Raw genomic sequence first — 19,268 nt, forward strand, 5'->3', positions numbered from 1 at the left:
CCGTTTCTTCTAGATGGCAAGTTAAAAATATTAAGTTCTAACCGGAGCTTGGATTCCCCGGTCAAGTCTAAAAGGGGGACCGCAAGATAACTTGCGGTCCCCGCTCTACCTAGGGTTTTACCTAGGAATTAGATGGTGTGAAGACCTTAAGCCTTAACCATCTGGCGCAGCACGTACTGCAGGATGCCGCCGTGGCGGTAGTAGTCGGCCTCACCCGGGGTATCGATGCGGACCTTAGCGTCGAACTCGACGGTCTCGCCAGATTCCTTGGTAGCGGTTACGTGAACCGACTTCGGGATGCCACCCTCGTTGAGAGCAGAGATGCCTTCGATGTCGAAGGTCTCGGTGCCATCTAGGCCGAGGGACTCGTGGGACTCGCCCTCTGGGAACTGCAGTGGGATAACGCCCATACCGATGAGGTTGGAGCGGTGGATACGCTCGAAGGACTCGGTAATGACAGCCTTGACGCCAAGCAGGTTGGTGCCCTTAGCAGCCCAGTCACGGGAAGAACCGGTGCCGTACTCCTTGCCAGCGATAACAACCAGCGGAATGCCAGCTGCTTTGTAGTTCTCGCAAGCGTCGAAGATGAAGGACTGCGGTGCGCCTTCTTGGGTGAAGTCGCGGGTGTAGCCACCAGCAACGTCGACCAGCTGGTTCTGCAGACGGATGTTGGCGAAGGTACCACGCATCATGACCTCGTGGTTACCACGACGGGAACCGAGGGAGTTGTAGTCCTGACGCTCAACGCCGTTTTCATCCAGGTACTGAGCAGCAGGGGTGCCCGGCTTAATTGAAGAAGCAGGGGAGATGTGGTCGGTGGTGACGGAATCGCCCAGCTTGGCAAGAACGCGAGCGCCCTTGATGTCCTCGACTGGGGTCGGCTCTGCCGGCATGCCGTCGAAGTACGGTGCCTTGCGGATGTAGGTGGAATCGTCGTTCCAGTCGAAGGTCTCGCCCTCTGGCACATCGAGGGAGCGCCATGCATCGTCGCCCTTGAAGACGTCAGCGTAGTCAGCCTCGTAGAGCTCGCGGGAGATTGCCTTCTGGATGGTGTCCTCGATCTCCTCGGAGGAAGGCCAGATGTCCTTCAGGAAGACATCGTTGCCGTCCTGATCCTGACCCAGAGCCTGGGTGTCGAAATCGAAGTCCATGGTGCCGGCAATAGCATAAGCGATAACCATGATTGGGGAAGCCAAGTAGTTCATCTTGACGTCCGGGGAGATACGTCCCTCGAAGTTACGGTTACCGGACAGGACTGCGGTTGCAGCCAAGTCATGCTCGTTGATGGCAGCGGAGATCTCCTCCGGAAGCGGGCCGGAGTTGCCGATGCAGGAGGTGCAACCAAAGCCGGAGAGGTAGAAGCCCAGAGCCTCAAGGTCCTTCCAGAGGTCTGCACGCTGGAAGTAACCGTCAACAACCTGGGAACCCGGTGCACAGATGGTCTTAACCCATGGCTTGGAGGTCAGGCCCTTTTCAGCAGCCTTGCGGGCGATGAGGCCAGCGCCAACCATGACGGATGGGTTAGAGGTGTTGGTGCAAGAGGTGATAGAAGCGATTGCAACCATGCCGTGGTCAAGGGTGTACTCGCCGCCATTAGGGGAGGTGACGGTAACTGGGTTGGACTGACGGCCGGAGCCACCCTTGGCTGCGGACTCGCCGTGACCCTCACGGGAGTTGTTCAGACCGCCGGTAACGTCAACGAGTGCCTCGTCAGCGTCGCCCTCGGAGGTCATGCGCTTTGCCTCAAGGGAGGACTCGTCAACGACGACGTCGCCAGTTGCGTAGGTCGGTAGATCCTTACGGAACTGCTCCTTAGCCTCGGACAGCAGGATGCGATCCTGTGGGCGCTTTGGACCAGCGATGGAAGGAACAACGGTGGACAGGTCCAGCTCGAGGTACTCGGAGTACTCTGCCTCTGGAGCGTCCTGCTCCAGCCACATGCCCTGTGCCTTGGCGTAAGCCTCGACGCGCTCGATCTGCTCCATTGGGCGACCGGTGAGCTCGAGATACTTGATGGTTTCCTCGTCAATCGGGAAGATTGCGGCGGTGGAGCCGAACTCTGGGGACATGTTGCCGATGGTTGCGCGGTTAGCCAGCGGAATGGACTTAACGCCATTGCCGTAGAACTCAACGAACTTCTGGACAACACCGTGCTCGCGGAGCATCTCGGTGATGGTTAGAACGACGTCGGTTGCGGTAACACCGACTGGGATCTCGCCGGTCAGCTTGAAGCCGACAACGCGCGGGATAAGCATGGAGACCGGCTGGCCGAGCATTGCAGCCTCAGCCTCGATGCCGCCAACACCCCAGCCCAGGATGCCCAGGCCGTTTTCCATGGTGGTGTGGGAGTCGGTACCGATACAGGTATCTGGGTATGCGACACCGTCGTTGTCGAAGACGACGCGGGACAGGTACTCGATGTTGACCTGGTGGACAATGCCGGTTCCCGGTGGGACAACGCGGAAGTTGGAGAAGTTCTCAGCACCCCAACGCAGGAACTGGTAGCGCTCCTGGTTGCGCTCGTACTCAATTTCAACGTTCTTCTCGAGCGCTTCTGCGGAACCGAAGGCCTCAACGATAACGGAGTGGTCGATGACCATCTCTGCCGGGTTCAGCGGGTTAACCTGCTCTGGCTTGCCGCCCAGAGCGGAGATTGCCTCACGCATGGTGGCGAGGTCGACTACACACGGAACACCGGTGAAGTCCTGCATCAGAACACGTGCCGGAGTGAACTGGATCTCGGTGTCCGGCTCAGCGGACGGATCCCAGTTAGCAAGTGCGTTGATGTGATCCTTGGTTACATTCTTGCCGTCCTCGTAGCGCAGCTGGTTCTCAGCAAGCACCTTCAGGGAGTAAGGCAGCTTCTCCAGGCCAGCGACTGCGTTGATGTCAAAGTAGTCATAGGACTTGCCGTTGACGTCAAGAGTCTTCTTGGCACCGAAGGAGTTTAGGCTTTCAGTCACAGGGAGCTCCATTCCTTGTTTGTCAGAACAAAAGTTCATGGTTTCCAGCTCTACCGCCTTAAAGGTAAGCCGCCACTTTCCATGTTCACATATATGGTTCACATATATATGAGGAATAAGGCGCTTGCGTTTAAGGCCAAGGCGCTGGAAACGAGAAGAACGCGAAGGTTCGGAAACCAGTCTAATGGTTTCGACCGACGACCGTGTCAACTATAACAGTACGAGCGTTCTGTTTCACCTTTTGGGAAGGTTCCGCGCGTCACATAGGCGGTCCCGATGATGGCAGCGATACTTTATAAATCGAAGCTGCTCGCTCACGGGCGCCCATGGGTTGCTATTTATAGGGTGGGTTACGGCAAGGCAGCATTAGCAACCGAAGTGGAGGAGGGGAGCAATGAGTGTGGAAAGCGCCGAATCTCCGGTGATTGATATCGCTGACCTCGCCGCGCAGCTACGTGCGGATGGCTCCGCCTTTACTAATGCGGACCTGGCCAACGATCAATCCGTTCAGGACTCCATTTCTGCGGCGTTGCATGCCGGCCATGGCGTTGCTGTTGTGGATGACTACACCGCCACTGCGGCAGAAAGCCGCAACCTTGCCGTCGATCTTCAAAATTCCACGGGATTAGATACCGTCATTGTTCAAGTGCCTTCGCATGTCTCTGCCGTGAGTAGCTCGCTGTCGCGTGCGGAACTGGAAGCGGTGCAACGCAAGATTCCTAGGGGTATCGATCAGGTTGAGCTCCTTGAACGCTTTTATGATGGCATAGATAGGTTTGACGTCCATTCGGTGTTTCTCACCGCCATTATGATGGTGCTCGCGCTCGCCGTTGCTTGGATAGCTTTCAGGTCTGCATCAAGGCGTGAAACGCGTTCCGAGAAAATGGGCTAGGCCCAACGGTGGGACGATTGTCCGCCGAACCTCGGTTCAACCGAAGCTCGAAGATTTCTCTCGTTTTCAGCGTTTCGGAAACTATGAGACTTAGATTTGTTCGAAAAACTATCCCCAGAACCTGAGTGAACCGTCGGGGTCACCGGGTGCCGAATGAGGGGAACCGTGCGGTTGCAATCAACCCGAAAGTTGGCCATCAAATTTACCGATCTGGCTACACCTGAGCCATCGATCTCGCGCGGATCTGGACCTCAATCCGTTGGGAATTTGCCTCCCATTTAACGCTGGGCGAGGCGATCGTTTTGCGCCCTTTAGTTAAAGCGGAAACCAATCCATGCCCATCTGGTGGCTATGGGATTGTGGACATCTGGGCGCCGGCGGATGTCGAAATTGGTCTGGCGAGTGTCAAATTCCAAGAGTGGGGTAGGGGATCTAGTCAACCACCCTGACTTGACAAGCGGTGGGGGAGGGGCTGCTAAAGGGGGTTTGCGTGGAGATTTCACTAGTAGTGTGATGAAACACACAATCACGGGAAGGTAACAAAATTATTGCAGGTTGGCTGCCTTTGTAACGTCATGTGGCGCGACTTGACTGGAGTGAATTTTGAGGAAAGTGTGCGCGACGGTGTGTCGGTGACGTATGGTTCAAATATCGACTCACGGGTTGATTCTTGTTCCATACGTTCATGGGCCAAGCCTTGACTCTCAATCGAGATGACACACGGGTATGTGGGGAAGCACGCCACGAGTGGAAATCGCGGGATTGAGGTTCGCCGCCTGGCTCACGATGAGCAGATGGGATGGGGCCTAGTTGTTTGAAGCCCTGACGCATAACGCTTTAAGGCGCGAGCCTTTAACTCTGTTGCGTGTCGGAGACAGCGGCGTCGTAAAGCAGCGCTGGCTTATTTCGAACACACCTGGCACCCCAAGAACGATTCGTCGAAGCCGATTCCAGTGTTCGAATTTTTTAAGAATTGACACACCCACATTCCGATTGGGGACAAGCAAGCCGGTTGGTCTTGTCGTCGCCTCACCGGGTGCCGGTGCAGCTTCAGCCTTCTGGGGCGAGAAGCTTCTGCGGGTTCTCGGTAAGGGGATGGCAATGTGATCGGCATAGCGAGTTACTCGTAGGGCTAGCTTCGTGCGGCCCGTTCAAGGTTCGTGGATTTTGCTTTCCGCCCTCCCGACCGCGCGCAAGCGCAACGGAATTGCGGCGACGGCAGGCCACGGATTTTAGAGCGGTTCATACGGGGTTAAGACGCGAGTTCAACACAGCATTGCTTCTCCCGCGCCTGTGATCGGCGCATAAACGTCACGCATTTTCACCGTAGGCACAACCTGCCTAAAGGTTGTACTGCCAGGGCGGTGTACGCATCGAATGCGTATATCTGCACCTACTCCAAGGCTGCCTGGTGCCGGGTAACGTGCCCCTAACTTTTGCCATTGTGCGATTAGGTAAAAGAGTTCAAAGGGGTGCGCTAGTTAAGACATGCGCTTTTAAGCTGGCTTAAGTTAAGTCCCGGGCATTCCTATATCTAAATCAACAGTGTAAACCCGCTAGCTTTCTGCCAGCCAGCTCGCTGACAGGCGCATCTGTATCTTGTGCCGAGGTGGATGCTCGAAGGCTACCTCGCCGGTCGCAGGCGAGGACTCTCATAGCTTCTATCGGGTTTGGCTGGGCTGATTGTGGCTGATTGTGTAGGGATGAGCTTTTGCATGACGTGAAACAATTCGGCGAAGCGTGGGTGTCTAGGAGATACTTCTCGTGGCCACCATCTTTAAGTACGGCTCTCGGCGTCTGAAGACGCTGCTAGCCACCGTCGCAACCACCGCGACGCTATCTACCGTTTCCACCCTTGCTCCGGTTGCCGCCCAGGCGGAAGAACTGGTCAACATCCAGTCCTTGCTTTCCTCGAAAGATGCATCTGTCGCTGACCTTGCTGGCGCCATTGCCACCATTGAAGAGCAGATTGCGAAGCTCGAGGGCGAAATTGGAATGCGACGTGAGGCAGTAAACCGTGCCTTGGTCGACCTCCAGGACGCGCGTACGGAAGCCGCTCAGGCTCGCCGTGGCACCACTGCGGCGCGTGGTGAACTCGATGACGCACAGTCGGAAGTCGAAAAGGCTCAGAAGAGGCTCAATGAGCTTTCGCGTACTGCTTATCGCCGTGCCAATACTTCTGACGCTGTCTCCACGGCTGCGGGAAATGATGCGCGCGGCGACATGCTGGAGCGCCAAACCTATCTGCATACGCAAGCCAAGGATCAGCAGGCGGTCTTGGATCGGTTGGAGCGAGAGCGCACCGAGAAGGCGAACAAGGAATCGCAGCTTCGCAAGACCCAGGAGTTGGCACAGCTGCGCGAGGAAAAAGCTACCGAGGCTGAGGCCCAAGCGCGTCAAACCCTGGAAGAAAGCCAGTCGAACGTGGCCGAGTTTTCCTCCGAGCGCGAGAGCTTGCTAAAGCAGCGCTCCCAGGTGCAAAATGCGCTAAATCAAGCCAAAGAGCTAGATTCCAACGAGTCTAAGACTGGAGAGTCTGGCTCAAACGTCCAGTCAAATAACTTGACCAAGAGGAAGGCTCAGACCGATAGCGCGGCTACTTCGCAGGCGCCGGCAGCAGGCTCCCAGGAGTCCGCGGCGGCAAGCAATGCTGCGGGCGCAACGCAGTCGACGTCGGAAAGCGCTTCTGCGAATGCTAATGCCAACGGTGGCGAAGCGGCGCTTGCTCCTGACGCTTCCGCGGCGGAGTCATCTACATCAGCTACCGAGTCTGATTCGATGATGCAGGGCGGCGAGCCGGATTCCGTAACCCGGGACTTCCGTGCGGATAGGTCTGGCTCGCAGCTTAGCGCGAGCGACGTCCAGAAGGCAGCGGAGGCGGCCCAGGAGCTGTCTTCGGATCCGAACGTGCAAAAGCTTTCCTCCGAAGGATTCAGCATGCACGGTTCTTCCGTCGACTCCTCGACGCTGGCGCTCGCGGGCACGGCAATCGGTGCGGCTGCCGCGATTGTTGGCGCGGCCCAGCCAAATCATACGGGCTTGACCCAGGAGGAGCTGGACTCGCTGGCGCAGGGTTCTTCGCAGCTAGCAGCTCTCCAGGGCGGCACCACCAGCAACACCGAGGACGATGAATTGACCGGTGAGGTCTCTGACGTCCTGGGCGAGTTGGACACCACGGATGATGTCACGGAAAAAGCAACGAGTGCGCTTGGCGATGCCGACCGCAACGCGAAGATTGAAGCGGTCATCGCCCGCGCAAAGTCCCAGATCGGCATGCCCTATGCCTGGGGCGGTGGCAACGCGAACGGCCCCACCAAGGGTATCCGCGACGGCGGCGTGGCTGACTCCTACGGCGACTACAACAAGGTCGGCTTCGACTGCTCTGGCCTTACGATGTACGCCTTTGCCGGTGTCGGCATCTCCTTGCCGCACTACACCGGCTACCAGTACCAGAAGGGTACTCAGGTCCCAGCTAGCGAGATGCAGCGCGGCGATCTTATCTTCTACGGGCCCGGCGCAAGCCAGCACGTAGCTATCTATCTTGGCGACGGCACCATGATTGAGGCCCCTCAGTCTGGATCTAACGTTCAGATTTCTCCTGTGCGTTGGTCCGGAATGACGCCTAATGTCGTGCGCCTCCTCTAAGCCCCAACCTTTGGTTGGTAAAGTTGCGGTATGACTGACGCACAACAGCTTGCCTGCAACTACGACGCCCTCCTCGTTCTTTCTTTCGGTGGCCCGGAAGGAAACGAGGAGGTCGTTCCGTTTCTAGAGAACGTTACCCGCGGGCGCGGCATTCCACGTGAGCGCCTTGAGGTAGTGGGCGAGCACTATTTTCATTTCGGCGGCGTAAGCCCGCTCAACAAGCTCAACCGCGAAATCATCAATCACGTCGAGCAGGAGCTGAAAAAACGCGGACATAATCTACCTGTCTACTTCGGTAACCGTAATTGGCACCCATTCGGCACCGAAACAGTGGAGCAGATGGCTGCTGACGGCGTCCGTAACGTTGCAGTTCTCGCAACCTCTGCGTGGGGCGGTTATTCTGCCTGCCGCCAGTACGACGAGGATATTCGCCAGCTGCGCGAGCACCTCGCGGAAAAAGGCCTGCCGGAGATTGAGTTCACCAAGATCCGTCAGTTCTACGATCACCCGAAGTACATCGCAGAGATGACACAGGCGGTAAAGGACGCCTACGCCAAGATCCCCGAGGGCAAGCAGGCACGCATGCTCTTTACTGCGCACTCCGTACCTACCGCGCACGATAACGTCGGTGGCGGCGAAGGCGATAAAAATATCTACTCCCGCCAGGTCGCCGAAGCCTCCCGTCTCGTGGCAGAAGCCGCAGGTGTAGCTGACTATGACTTGGTCTGGCAGTCGCGCTCCGGCAACCCAAAGACCCCATGGCTCGAGCCCGACATCGTCGATCATACCACCGAACTCCATGACAAGGATGGCGTTGAGGCGGTCGTCGTTTGTCCGATCGGCTTCATTTCCGACCATATGGAGGTTGTATGGGACCTCGATACGGAGCTTAAGAAAGTGGCCGATGAGATGGGCGTGCTCGTTGAACGTACCCGTACCGCTGGCCCGACCGATTCTTTTGCATCGATGATCGTGGATCTTATTGAGGAGCTTGAGCAGGATAAGCAGTGGGAGAGCCTTGGCAACGTCACCGTTCAGGGTTGTACTACTAACGGCGCTCCCTGTGCTGAGGGCTGCTGCGATATTTGGTCTCTGCGTAAATAATGGCGCTTAGCGGCTGAAATCCGAAAGCGCGTGTGCAACGCCCGCCATACGCGCTTGACGGATATGCCGCCACAGACCTAAAAGGTGATGATCGAAGCTGTGATCGTTCATTCTTTCCGTCACGGTTTCGATAATCGCGCCCACGCGGTCTGCACGGGCGAAAAGCTTCGCGGCCCGCGGTGATACTGATCGTGGAAGTCCCGGAGTGTCATAAAAATCGCTGAGACTGCCCACGGTTAGCCGTGGATTATGCAAAGCATCCGATTTGTAGCCCGCAGCTTCGATGAGTAGTGCGGCTTGGTTGGTTGCCTTGCTGAGCAGCTCGTCAGCCTCGCCGGGGCTCAGCCACGCAGGCGCAGGCAAGGGCAGTTCCTCCTCGAACACGTGCCAAGTGGTGCTGGAGTTTCCATAGTGGGGCACGAGCACTAAGTGGCGGTTGTGATCATTGGTGCGCACAACGATTGCGCCCGCATCGCTTGCGGCCGCCGCCTTCCATGACTTCGAGCCTGCCGGCAATAACGGGGACTCGCCCGGCCCGGAAAGGACAAGACGCAGCACGGGCTCGCGCTCGCCGTTTTGCACAATCTCGGAAGTTTCTGCCCGCAGGTAAGCTAGCAAATCCACAAAGGGTGCTTCATCCTCCATCACCTGCAAGCCGCCGAGCTCCTGCATCGCATCCAAGAGATCGTCCGTGGACTCGTGTCCCCACAGCCAGGCGCCCAGCCAGACTGCGGTGTTTTGTAAAGGAGACCAAACCTCGGCGCGCATATCCATGACGGCAAAGTTTAGTAGATAGACTTTTGGCCCATGAGTATCGATCCATACGGCGGCGACATCTTTGCAGGCCATAAGCGCGCACAGAAGAAGGAGTACCCAAAAGTTCCAGCAGAACCTGGAATGGTTGTTGAGGTACGTGGCGACGACTTTGTCGGCGCAGTGATGGGCGTGGACAAGACCGTGTTTGGTCAAGTAGTCCGCCTCGAGGATCGGTACGGAAACGAGCGTGTTTTCAACTTGGTGGAAGGCGGCTTCCTGTTGGAGGGGCAGCCGGTTACCCTGACGCGCTACGTCGAAAAGCAGGCCCCGCAAAAGTCCAACTCCGGTTCGCGGCGGGTGGCCAATGTTGAGGCAAAGGTTGCGGCACCCTCGCGCATCTGGGTTGAGGGCATTCACGACGCCGCGATTGTGGAGAAGGTCTGGGGCCATGATCTGCGCGTTGAGGGCGTGGTCGTGGAATACCTGGAGGGTCTAGACAACTTGGAAGAACGTCTCGCTGAGTTCCAGCCTGGCCCCGGCAGGCGCGTCGGCGTTCTGGCAGACCATCTAGTCGAAGGTTCTAAGGAAACCCGCCTTACCCAGAGTGTGGGCGAGCACGTGCTGGTAACGGGCCATCCTTTTATCGATATTTGGGCGGCAGTAAAGCCCGAGCGTCTGGGTCTTCGCGAATGGCCGGAGGTGCCATACGGTGAGGATTGGAAGACGGGCATCGCTAAGCGGGTGGGTTGGTCTGACCCGAAGGAAGGCTGGAGCCGAGTTTATACCGCCGTCAATACGTTCCGGGATCTAGATCCGACGCTGATTGGGGCAGTGGAAAGGCTGGTCGATTTCGTGACTACGCCCGAGCTTTCGAAAGCTGATCTCGGATATTAAAGGGTATCGGCGCGTTCAATGATGTTGACCGCCAGCTGCCAACCCGCCATCTCGGCGGCCCAACCAGCGGCCTGTAGACGCTGCGACATTGCCTGCTTGGAGATACCGAGTTCCTCGGCTGCCTCATTCTGATTTAGGCCAGCGCGCACTAGCGAGGTTGCCTCGCGGCCCTCAATCGTGCGCTTGTGGAGCACGAATCCAAGCAAGGCAAAGGTGGCGGCAATATCGTTTGCTTCCGAAGCGCGCCCTCGCTTGCTGATCTTGGCGTATACCTGGCCCGCGCGCGCCGAGCCTTTCAGCGCGGCAGTGGCCACCTGGCGGGCAGCGTCTTCGTCGCCGCTTGCTCCGGGGGATACGCCGATGCCGATGGCCCAGTCGCCGTCGGCAAGCAGCGCCATGACAACGTCACACACGGAGGACGCAGAGTGCGCCACCGCGCAAATGTCCTCGACACCCAGGACGTGGAACTCACCGACTCCGTCGAGCGTGGAAAGGGCGGTGGCGGATCGCTGCACCAGTTCCGCGCGGCGTACCGAGCGGCCGCGATAACGTGCGTGTACAGCGAGCATTGTTCCTCCTAGGGTCGAAGAATATTCAAAGCGAAGTGCTAATCAGCATAGCGCCCATAAAGTCTATAGGTGAAACTTGACTCGCTGCCCTTTGGCTTTCATAGCATTTGAGGGTTTACCTAGGGGCGCATCGGCAACTTGGCGTCGAGAACCAAGCCTGCGACGCCTATGGCGGCGAGAAAGGCAATGGCGACGAAGATCCAAGGCTCCGATTGGCCGGTCAGGGTATCACCGAAGAATACGCCGATTGCGGTGGTAGGAATGGAGCCCACAAGTGTGGCCACGGTGAATTGGCCGACTGGGATAGGGGTGAGCGCGGCGACATAATTGAGGAGGGAAAAAGGCACGCCTGCCACCATTCGCAAGCTTGCGATGGCAAGCCACCCGCGCCTTTCTAACCTCGTGTTGATTTTGAAGACCGCAGGGTGGGCTAGGTGCGGGCGAATCCAGTCGCCGAGGAGAAGGCGAACGATGAAAAGCGAAAGCACTGCAGATACGGTCAATGCCGCAAGAGAGATGCTAAGACCGAGCCAAGGGCCGAATAGGATACCTGCAGCCACGGTCCAAAAGGTACGGGGCAGCGGAAATTGCGTAAATATGACATAACCTAGGAAGAAGGCGATAATGAACCAGGTGCCCATATTCTCGGCCCAGGAGCGCAGGGCGGTGATGTCAGGGACATCGACAAGCGCTGCGACAACGCCTAGGCAAATGGCAGCAGTGAGGACGACCAACCATCGCGTGGCTGACCAACCTTGCACGGCGGCGACTGCAGAGGCACAGACGTCTTTTACGAAGCCGCCCAAGCTACGCAGCCATCCAAGAAGTCGAGTCATGGATAAGACAGTAGTGGGCCAAACTTTGGATGTGGAATCGCGGTGGCTGAATGTATGCTGTGTCGATCGCGACAATTTGCCGTGAAAGGCCATGTCGAGCTGTACTTAGTGGCAAGACAGGGGAGATACTTAAATGCAATCACCTGCGCCTCCTTTTTGGTTGAGGCGCTTTAAGAATGTTTTGGAGTATCGAGTGGACGCAATTTCTAACCTTTTGTCCTACATGGACGCTGCGACCCTATTGGAATCATTTGGGCCATGGGTAATCGCCGGCATTGCCGTCGTTGTATTCATTGAGTCGGGCGTTTTGTTCCCGTTCCTGCCGGGTGACTCGCTGCTGGTTACAGCGGCGATCTTGCGCGACCAGCTGCACGTGAATATCTGGACGCTTCTCGGCGTGGGTATTGTGGCTGCAGTGCTGGGCGATCAAGTTGGTTACTACCTGGGCTATCGCTTCGGCCGCCGCCTATTCAAAGATGATGCACGCATCTTGAAGACTGAGCACCTCGTCGCGGCAGAAGAATTCTTTGCCAAGCATGGCCCGGTTGCGCTTGTGCTCGGCCGCTTCGTACCGATTGTTCGTACCTACATCCCGGTTGCCGCTGGTACAGCGAAGATGCCTTATAAGAACTTCGTGAGGTGGAACGTCTCTGGCGCCATCGCGTGGGTGGTGTCGATGAATCTGGTGGGCGTCTTCCTGGGCAATATTCCGGGAATCGCGGACTCGATTGAGAAGATCATGTTGCTCATCATCTTCCTTTCGGTACTGCCTATCATCATCAAGTACTTCATCGAACGCCGTAAAGCGAAAAAGCTTAAGGGGTCCGAGGCTGAGCCGGAGGCTGTAGTCTAGGCGGCTGCCTTGGCAGCGGCCGCGCTTCCGAGGCAAGCGAGAGTTGTGCGCCTTGTTTTAACATTTGGATAATTGCCCTCATCTTAGCTCGAGGCAGGGAGGGCAATAGATGCTACGGAAAAAGTCTCGCGACATCGATAGCAACGATGTCGCGAGACTTCACATTTGTGCCCGAGGGGGGACTTGAACCCCCACGTCCGTTAATAGGACACTAGCACCTCAAGCTAGCGCGTCTGCCATTCCGCCACCCGGGCTGGGTGTTTTCAGCCTCTCGGCTGGGCACTCGAATACTGTAGCGCGAAACGCGTAGATTAAACAAATCAGCAGGTAGTAGTGGAAAATGGCTTAGTTTTGAGGCCTTTAAAGCGCGTAAAAGTACATCGTTGTAAGTTGGCAGTTGCGCCTGCGGTATGGCGTGGGGGGCTGCCAATTGAGATGCCAGACTCATCGACAGCATAGTGTGGCCTCAGGTACATCTGAAATATGACTTCATATGCACAAGATTCCCGTTTTCCTGGCCACGATCCTTATGCGCCGCTAAAGGATCTGCCGAGCTTCGAGCTGACCTCCGCAGACATTGTAGAGGGCGAGGAGATCGCTGAGCGTTTCCGTGCTCCCTCTGATGTCTCTCCACAGCTGAAGTGGAGCGGCGCGCCTGAAGGCACGAAATCCTATGCGGTTACCTGCTTCGACCCAGACGCGCCTACGGCATCGGGTTTCTGGCACTGGGCGGCCTTTAACATCCCAGCCACCGTTACAGAACTTCCAACCGGCGCAGGTTCGGCTGAGGACCTAGGCATCGAAGGCGTGGTTAGCTTGCGCGGGGATTCCGGCAAGAAGACCTACTACGGCCCGAATCCGCCCGCAGAGCATGCCCCGCACCGTTACCTCTACGTAGTGCATGCGGTAGATGTGGAAAAGCTCGACATCGACCCAGAATCCACGCCGACTGTCCTAGGCTTTAATCTTCATTTCCACGCCCTGGGGCGTGCGATCACTTGGGGTTGGTACGAGACCACCTAAGGCTCGTTAAAGACGTGTTAAAACGCCCGTCCCGCCACCTTGTAGGTTGAGGTGGTGGGACGGGCGTTTCGTGGTTTTGGCTTGGCAGCTTTCTACTTCCAAGGAAGGCCGGAGCCTACAGCCTCAGAGATGTTGCGAAGGCCGTGAGCACGAATTTGCTCGGCGATGCCGCGGTGAATATCGCGAATCCAGTCCGGGCCGCCGTAAATCAGGCCCGTGTAGCCCTGCAGGAGGCTGGCTCCTGCAGCAATGCGCTCCCACGCCTGCTCCGGGGTTTCGATGCCACCAACGGAGATGAGCACGAGCTTGTCACCCACCCGCGCGTGGAGGCGGTGGAGGACCTCCAAGGAGCGCGCCGCAACCGGTGCGCCCGAAATTCCACCGGCGCCCATTGCAGCAACCTCGTCGGCGGGGGTCTTGAGTCGCTCACGTGAAATAGTGGTGTTGGTGGCCACGATGCCCGCAAGGCCCAGCTCGACCGCCATATCGGCAACGGCGTCAACGTCCTCGTCAGAGAGATCTGGAGCGATCTTGACCAGGACTGGAGAGCTGGTGGATTCCTGCACAGCAGCCATGATCGGGCGCAGGGACTCAACGGCTTGGAGGTCACGCAAGCCCGGGGTGTTTGGCGAGGAGACGTTAACTACGAGGTAGTCAGCCAGGTCGCCCAAAACCGAAGCTGACTGGCGGTAGTCCTGGACCGCTTCTTCGGCAGGGGTGACTTTAGTCTTGCCAATGTTGATGCCGATGACGTCGGAAGTCCGACGTGCCCGCAGGTTGCGGGCTGCAGCGGCTGCGCCCTCGTTGTTAAAGCCCATGCGGTTTAAGATTGCGCGATCCGCCTTCAAACGGAAAAGGCGTGGGGCAGGGTTTCCCGGTTGCGCCTTTGCCGTGACGGTGCCCAGTTCTGCATAGCCAAAGCCAACAGCAGACCAAGTATCGGCGGCTGCGGCATTCTTATCAAAACCAGCTGCAAGTCCCAGCGGACGCGGGAACTTTACACCGAATACCTCTTGCTCCAGTACTGAATCATTGACTGGCACCACCTTGTGTAGACCGCGGTGCAGCAGGGGTGCTTTCTGCAAGCCGGATAAAGCACCCATCATAATGAGGTGAATGCGCTCGGGCGCGAGCTTAAACATGCCTTTGAGCGCTAATTGATAGGCGGCTTTGCGCAGTGCGTCGACGCGAGTTTCTTGCATGGTTTTAAAGGGCCCTTACTTCAGATTCGGTTCGGAAATAAACTGGATGCCGCTGCCACTCGCAGAGGCGGTGACCACGGTGGCGTCGTCAAGCACGGCGATATTTTGAGCATCTGCGACCGTGTCAACACTACCTTTATTCTCAGGCACGCCGGAGACGATGGAAAAGGCATGTGCCTTGCCGTTGTCGGTGGTCGTAACCCATGCCAGCTGGCGCTGTGGGTCCCATGCCACGCCCCATGGTGAGCCGTCGACGTTGCCGTATTGGTGCAGGCGGATTACGTCGTCGGCGGTATATACCGCAAGACGCTCGCCAGAGGTATCGGAGGCGAGGACGAGGGCACCGCCACCAACAGAGATCTGGCCTATGCCTTGGCCTGCGCGAAGGCGGCCGCCGGCGCGATCGTTTTGCCAATCGATGTTCTGGATCGTGGAATCAGCGCGCAGGATGCGCACGACGTTGTCGGCACCGGCGTCGTTAGGCACAGCTAGGAGCTGATCGGAGCCTTCCTCGACCTCAATGTCGCGGTCGCGCTTGCCGTCCTCATAGATGCCAACCGTGCGCGAGTCCTTGGAGCCTGCGAAGATCTCGCCGCTAGAAAGTTGCGTGGCGACGGTGACCGGAGCTTCTTCTTCCATGGCTACCTCGGTCGGGGCATCGGGCTTGGTTGGGTCAATGAGATAGACCTTATCGCCGCAGGCAAGTACGAAGCCCTGCTGGGAGGCGTTCAAATCGCCGCACTTTTCGTCGATGTCGATCTTCTTTGCGTCGCCGCCGAGGAACTCGCTCTGCTGGCCGACGTAAAGTGCGTCCTTGGTGCGGACGGCGATGGTGTTGCCGTGGGCCGCGAGGTCCGTTACCTTCTTTTCAAATTTCGCGACCTTGCCTGCAGGCTTTGCCCCATCGTTGGAGGCAGGAGCAGGCGTGGCGTTTACCTTCAGGGCTGAATCTGGATCGCCGCCAACGCCTACCTCCGGCTGGCATGCACTAAGTGCTAGGGCGCTTGCAAAAAGCGTCAGTGGCATCAATTTCTTTGTTCTGGCCAGTGGTTTCACGGTTGTTTATCCTAGCAGCCAGCGTGGGTAGATCCCGAAGCGCGCCAGACTATGTATGCTCACCCGAGTGAATACTGCAGCAGCAACAGACGCAATGTCCTGGCTTCAGGTCATCGTCCTATCCATTGTCCAAGGCCTCACCGAGTTTCTGCCAGTTAGCTCTTCCGGCCACCTGCGGATCGTCTCCGAGCTTTTTTGGGGTCAAGACGCTGGTGCATCCTTTACTGCCGTGATCCAGCTTGGTACGGAAGCAGCCGTATTGGTCTACTTCGCCGGAATGATTTGGCAGATCCTTAAAGGCTGGTTTGCTGGACTTTTCAACAAGGAAAAACGGGGTCAAGACTATCGAATGGGATGGATGGTCATTGTCGGTTCCATTCCGATCGGCATCCTGGGCGTGCTGGGCAAGGATTTCATCCGTGACAATCTGCGCAACCTGTGGATTACGGCTGCGATGCTCATCCTTTTCTCTTTTGTCTTCATCACGGCTGAGCGCACCGGAAAAAAGGAGCGCGGCTTCGAAGAATTGAACATGAAGGACGCCATCGTCATGGGTCTATGCCAGTGCTTGGCGCTGGTGCCTGGCGTTTCCCGTTCCGGCGGTACCATCTCTGGAGGTCTCTTCTTGGGCCTCGACCGCGAGGTGGCAACTCGATTTAGCTTCTTGCTCGCAATCCCAGCCGTGTTGGCTTCCGGGCTGTTTTCTTTGGGGGATGCCTTCGGCCCGACTGTCGGCCAGTCCGCAACCGGCGCGCAGTTGCTAGTGGGCACCCTTATCGCCTTTGCGATTGGCTATGCCTCCATTGCATGGCTACTGAAATTCGTGGGCAACCATTCCTTCGAATGGTTTGCCGCATACCGCATCCCAGTGGGCATTATCATCATGGCGCTCATCGCTTTCGGCTACCTTCAGCCATAGGCCGGTTTTCTCATAACTGGCTATTAGCCCTGCCTGATGCCTAATGCTGTACAAAGTGCATTAGGCATGAAAAGGGCGCTACGATAGGCCGCATGCATTCTTGGCCTGAACCCCATGTTGAATTAGTTCCAGGGAAACCCCACGCACTCCGCCTCTACGACTCCGCGGATCAGCAGATCCAGAAGGTAGAGGTAACGGGGGACACCGCCACCATGTACGTGTGCGGTATTACTCCCTATGATTCGACCCACCTGGGCCACGCGGCAACATATTTGACCTTTGACCTGGCCTATCGCCAGCTCCTGGATAACGGCTACAAGGTTCATTACGTCCAAAACATCACGGATGTGGATGACCCGCTCTTTGAGCGTGCAGAGCGCGACGGCGTCGATTGGCGTGAGCTCGGCACCTCCCAGATTGATCTTTTCCGCTCCGATATGGAGCTGCTTTCTGTTTTGCCACCCCAGGATTACGTGGGCGCGATGGAAGCCATCGATGAGGTCACCGAGATGGTGGGCAAGCTTCTCGACGCCGGCGCCGCCTACATCGTTGACGACCCCGAATACCCCGACGTCTATGCGTCCATCGAAGCCACGGAAGCCTTTGGCTACGAGTCCAACTACTCCGCAGCGGAGATGGAGGAGTTCTTCGCCGAACGCGGTGGGGACCCTGAGCGTCCAGGAAAGCGCAACCCGCTGGATGCCTTGATTTGGCGCGCTCACCGTGAAGGCGAGCCGGCATGGGATTCTCCATTTGGCCCGGGCCGACCTGGTTGGCACATTGAGTGTTCTGCTATCGCCACCAATCGCCTGGGCGCCTCGTTTGATATCCAGGGCGGCGGAAGCGATCTTAAGTTCCCACACCACGAGTTCTCAGCAGCGCATGCGGAGGCAGCCTTGGGTGTGGAGCGTATGGCGCAGGTTTACGTGCACACCGGCATGATCGGCCTCGACGGCGTCAAGATGTCGAAGTCTCTGGGCAACCTCGTTTTCGTCCACAAGCTGGTTGAAGCGGGCGTTGATCCCTCCGCCATTCGCCTGGGCGTCTTCGCAGGCCACTACCGCAGCGAGCGCGATTGGTCCGATGAGGTTCTGCACGCGGCCAACGAACGCCTGGCAAACTGGCGTAAGGCTCTGGAGAATCCGGGCAGCGTAGATGCCGCACAGGCGCTTGTCGACGCAGTGCGTCTCGCGCTTTCCAATGACCTGGATACGCCGGCAGCTTTGCAGGCCGTCGACGAGTGGGCAGCGGGCGAGCGCGGCGCAGATGACGAGCAGGCGGCTGAATTGCTGCGCACCGCTTTTTATTCGCTACTTGGCGTGCACGTTTAAGAAATATCAGGCAGAATTCACTTCATGAGCATTCGCGCAGACTTTCAGCCCACCGTCGATGAGTTCATCAGCAATCTCGAGTCTTTTGCCACTGGCAGCTACCTCAAAGGAGAAGAGAAAGAATTCTGGGAGGCGCCCTTCGACGCCGGCGTTCTTCCAGAGCTGCGTTCCATTGTGGAAAAGCTTCTTGACGATCTTGATGCACTCCCTGATGATCCAGACGGGCAATCTCTTACCGCGAGCGTCAACAAGTCAGTAGAGAAGCTGGCTGCGTTCAACCGCAAGAACGCGGATGCAGTTTTGGAGCCGGAGGAAAAGGAAGAGCTCTCTGAGCTTATCTACAATGCCTCCGCAGCCACCGGCGCCGATGACGAAGCCTTGGCACAACTGCCTGAGCTCGACTTCTAAACGTAACCCCTTATCTTTTGATGAGCTCATCTTTCGAATCTGCAGGTTTCGCATCCAGTCAAGCCATACCCAAACGGCCCGCAGCAATCTTTTGGGACATGGACGGCACACTAACCAACTCTGAGCCTTTGTGGGCCCAAGCCACATTGCATCTGTCTAGCCTTATGGGCCATGCAATGACCCCGAAGGAGCGGCTTGCTACGGTTGGCGGCACTTTTGAAAAAACTCTTTCAGTCTGCGCTGAGTTGGCTGGAGTCGAGCTTATGCCCGGTGACTATCAGCGTTACCAGGAGGTTACTTTTGACTACGTCAAAAATCTCTTCCACGGCAACCTAGAAATCTTCCCAGGTATCCCGGAGCTTCTGCGCGAACTGCATGCGGATGGTATGCCGATGATGGTCACCACGAATACGGAGCGCTATGTCGCTTCTTCGGCCATTCCGGAGATAGGCGAAGAATTCTTCGTCGATACAATCTGCGGTGACGAAGTACCAGCCGGAAAGCCTGCACCCGATATGTACTTGGAGGCAGCGCGTCGCCTCGACCTTCATCCCGCTGATTGCTTGGTCTTTGAGGATTCCGCTGCGGGCATGCGTGCGGCTGTCGACGCCGGCTGCCATGTCATTGGCCTACCGGAGGATGACAGGGTAGTGGTTCCAGCGGAAGTAACTGAAATTTCTACGCTACGGCCTGCGCGTCACTTAGACGGCGTTAATGCGGCCGATGTCTATGCGTGGTTTGGCGAGATCAGCTCTAATTCGTCCAAATCTATTTAGTTATCGATTTTAGCCCTCGGAGCCAAGTTTCTATGCAACAA

General features: G+C 57.3%; 16 protein-coding genes and 1 tRNA gene. 10 read left to right on the forward strand and 7 right to left on the reverse strand.

Translation table 11 applies throughout. The annotated features are described in order from the left end of the window. Positions 1-146: 146 nt before the first annotated feature. Positions 147-2,963 carry an aconitate hydratase gene (can, locus tag HMPREF3169_RS02765; protein WP_210387442.1) on the reverse strand — a complete coding sequence of 939 codons (2,817 nt, stop codon included), beginning with the start codon at positions 2,961-2,963 and terminating at the stop codon, positions 147-149. A 394-nt stretch (positions 2,964-3,357) separates the two neighbouring features. On the opposite strand from can, the gene HMPREF3169_RS02770 reads away from it, so the two are divergent. From HMPREF3169_RS02770 to HMPREF3169_RS02780, 3 genes are all read left to right on the forward strand, one after another. Beyond that, a complete protein-coding gene (locus HMPREF3169_RS02770; protein WP_070455621.1) occupies positions 3,358-3,855 on the forward strand; it encodes an Rv1476 family membrane protein in 498 nt (165 codons plus the stop codon). A gap of 1,764 nt (positions 3,856-5,619) precedes the next feature. Then, positions 5,620-7,500: a DIP1281 family NlpC/P60 protein gene (locus HMPREF3169_RS02775; protein WP_070455622.1), complete on the forward strand. Its 1,881-nt coding sequence runs from the start codon at positions 5,620-5,622 to the stop codon at positions 7,498-7,500. A gap of 30 nt (positions 7,501-7,530) precedes the next feature. Continuing rightward, a complete protein-coding gene (locus HMPREF3169_RS02780) occupies positions 7,531-8,604 on the forward strand; it encodes a ferrochelatase (protein ID WP_070455623.1) in 1,074 nt (357 codons plus the stop codon). Positions 8,605-8,610: 6 nt separating this feature from the next. On the opposite strand, the gene HMPREF3169_RS02785 is transcribed toward HMPREF3169_RS02780, so the two are convergent. After that, positions 8,611-9,378, reverse strand: coding sequence for a hypothetical protein (locus HMPREF3169_RS02785; RefSeq protein ID WP_062040837.1), 768 nt, complete (start codon positions 9,376-9,378; stop codon positions 8,611-8,613). Positions 9,379-9,411: 33 nt separating this feature from the next. Here HMPREF3169_RS02785 and HMPREF3169_RS02790 point away from each other — a divergent pair, with 33 nt between their 5' ends. Further along, positions 9,412-10,254: a DUF3097 domain-containing protein gene (locus tag HMPREF3169_RS02790; RefSeq protein ID WP_062040833.1), complete on the forward strand. Its 843-nt coding sequence runs from the start codon at positions 9,412-9,414 to the stop codon at positions 10,252-10,254. Here the strand turns inward: HMPREF3169_RS02790 and HMPREF3169_RS02795 are convergent. Both HMPREF3169_RS02795 and HMPREF3169_RS02800 read right to left on the reverse strand, forming a co-directional pair. Next, positions 10,251-10,823 carry a hypothetical protein gene (locus HMPREF3169_RS02795; protein ID WP_062035052.1) on the reverse strand — a complete coding sequence of 191 codons (573 nt, stop codon included), beginning with the start codon at positions 10,821-10,823 and terminating at the stop codon, positions 10,251-10,253. The two genes, HMPREF3169_RS02790 and HMPREF3169_RS02795, sit on opposite strands and share 4 nt — an antisense overlap. A gap of 119 nt (positions 10,824-10,942) precedes the next feature. Further along, positions 10,943-11,659, reverse strand: coding sequence for a TVP38/TMEM64 family protein (locus tag HMPREF3169_RS02800; RefSeq protein WP_070455624.1), 717 nt, complete (start codon positions 11,657-11,659; stop codon positions 10,943-10,945). A gap of 223 nt (positions 11,660-11,882) precedes the next feature. Here HMPREF3169_RS02800 and HMPREF3169_RS02805 point away from each other — a divergent pair, with 223 nt between their 5' ends. Next, the gene (locus HMPREF3169_RS02805) at positions 11,883-12,512 is read left to right on the forward strand and encodes a DedA family protein (RefSeq protein ID WP_070455652.1); all 630 of its coding nucleotides are present in this window, start codon (positions 11,883-11,885) and stop codon (positions 12,510-12,512) included. A gap of 168 nt (positions 12,513-12,680) precedes the next feature. Here HMPREF3169_RS02805 and HMPREF3169_RS02810 read toward each other — a convergent pair. Further along, positions 12,681-12,766, reverse strand: a tRNA-Leu gene (locus HMPREF3169_RS02810). Between the two features lie 229 nt (positions 12,767-12,995). Between HMPREF3169_RS02810 and HMPREF3169_RS02815 the strand changes: the two genes are divergently transcribed. Further along, complete coding sequence (locus tag HMPREF3169_RS02815) at positions 12,996-13,535, forward strand: YbhB/YbcL family Raf kinase inhibitor-like protein (protein WP_061922432.1); 540 nt, start codon at positions 12,996-12,998, stop codon at positions 13,533-13,535. A 92-nt stretch (positions 13,536-13,627) separates the two neighbouring features. Here the strand turns inward: HMPREF3169_RS02815 and HMPREF3169_RS02820 are convergent, their stop codons facing one another. Beyond that, a complete protein-coding gene (locus HMPREF3169_RS02820; RefSeq protein WP_062035046.1) occupies positions 13,628-14,737 on the reverse strand; it encodes a quinone-dependent dihydroorotate dehydrogenase in 1,110 nt (369 codons plus the stop codon). A gap of 15 nt (positions 14,738-14,752) precedes the next feature. Beyond that, the gene (locus HMPREF3169_RS02825) at positions 14,753-15,763 is read right to left on the reverse strand and encodes a hypothetical protein (protein WP_148132094.1); all 1,011 of its coding nucleotides are present in this window, start codon (positions 15,761-15,763) and stop codon (positions 14,753-14,755) included. Between the two features lie 124 nt (positions 15,764-15,887). Here HMPREF3169_RS02825 and HMPREF3169_RS02830 point away from each other — a divergent pair, with 124 nt between their 5' ends. The 4 genes from HMPREF3169_RS02830 to HMPREF3169_RS02845 all read left to right on the forward strand — a co-directional run bounded on the left by HMPREF3169_RS02830 (position 15,888) and on the right by HMPREF3169_RS02845 (position 19,227). Beyond that, on the forward strand, positions 15,888-16,712 hold the full coding sequence (locus HMPREF3169_RS02830; RefSeq protein ID WP_201040701.1) for an undecaprenyl-diphosphate phosphatase: 825 nt from the start codon (positions 15,888-15,890) through the stop codon (positions 16,710-16,712). Between the two features lie 92 nt (positions 16,713-16,804). Next, positions 16,805-18,043 carry a cysteine--1-D-myo-inosityl 2-amino-2-deoxy-alpha-D-glucopyranoside ligase gene (gene mshC, locus HMPREF3169_RS02835; protein ID WP_070455626.1) on the forward strand — a complete coding sequence of 413 codons (1,239 nt, stop codon included), beginning with the start codon at positions 16,805-16,807 and terminating at the stop codon, positions 18,041-18,043. Between the two features lie 24 nt (positions 18,044-18,067). Beyond that, positions 18,068-18,451, forward strand: a complete 384-nt coding sequence (locus HMPREF3169_RS02840) for a hypothetical protein (protein WP_070455627.1) — start codon at positions 18,068-18,070, stop codon at positions 18,449-18,451. A 20-nt stretch (positions 18,452-18,471) separates the two neighbouring features. Continuing rightward, positions 18,472-19,227: an HAD family hydrolase gene (locus tag HMPREF3169_RS02845; protein WP_062035038.1), complete on the forward strand. Its 756-nt coding sequence runs from the start codon at positions 18,472-18,474 to the stop codon at positions 19,225-19,227. The last annotated feature ends 41 nt before the right edge of the window (positions 19,228-19,268 follow it).

This window comes from Corynebacterium sp. HMSC08C04, from assembly GCF_001807495.1.
In the GTDB taxonomy this organism is placed as follows: domain Bacteria; phylum Actinomycetota; class Actinomycetes; order Mycobacteriales; family Mycobacteriaceae; genus Corynebacterium; species Corynebacterium simulans.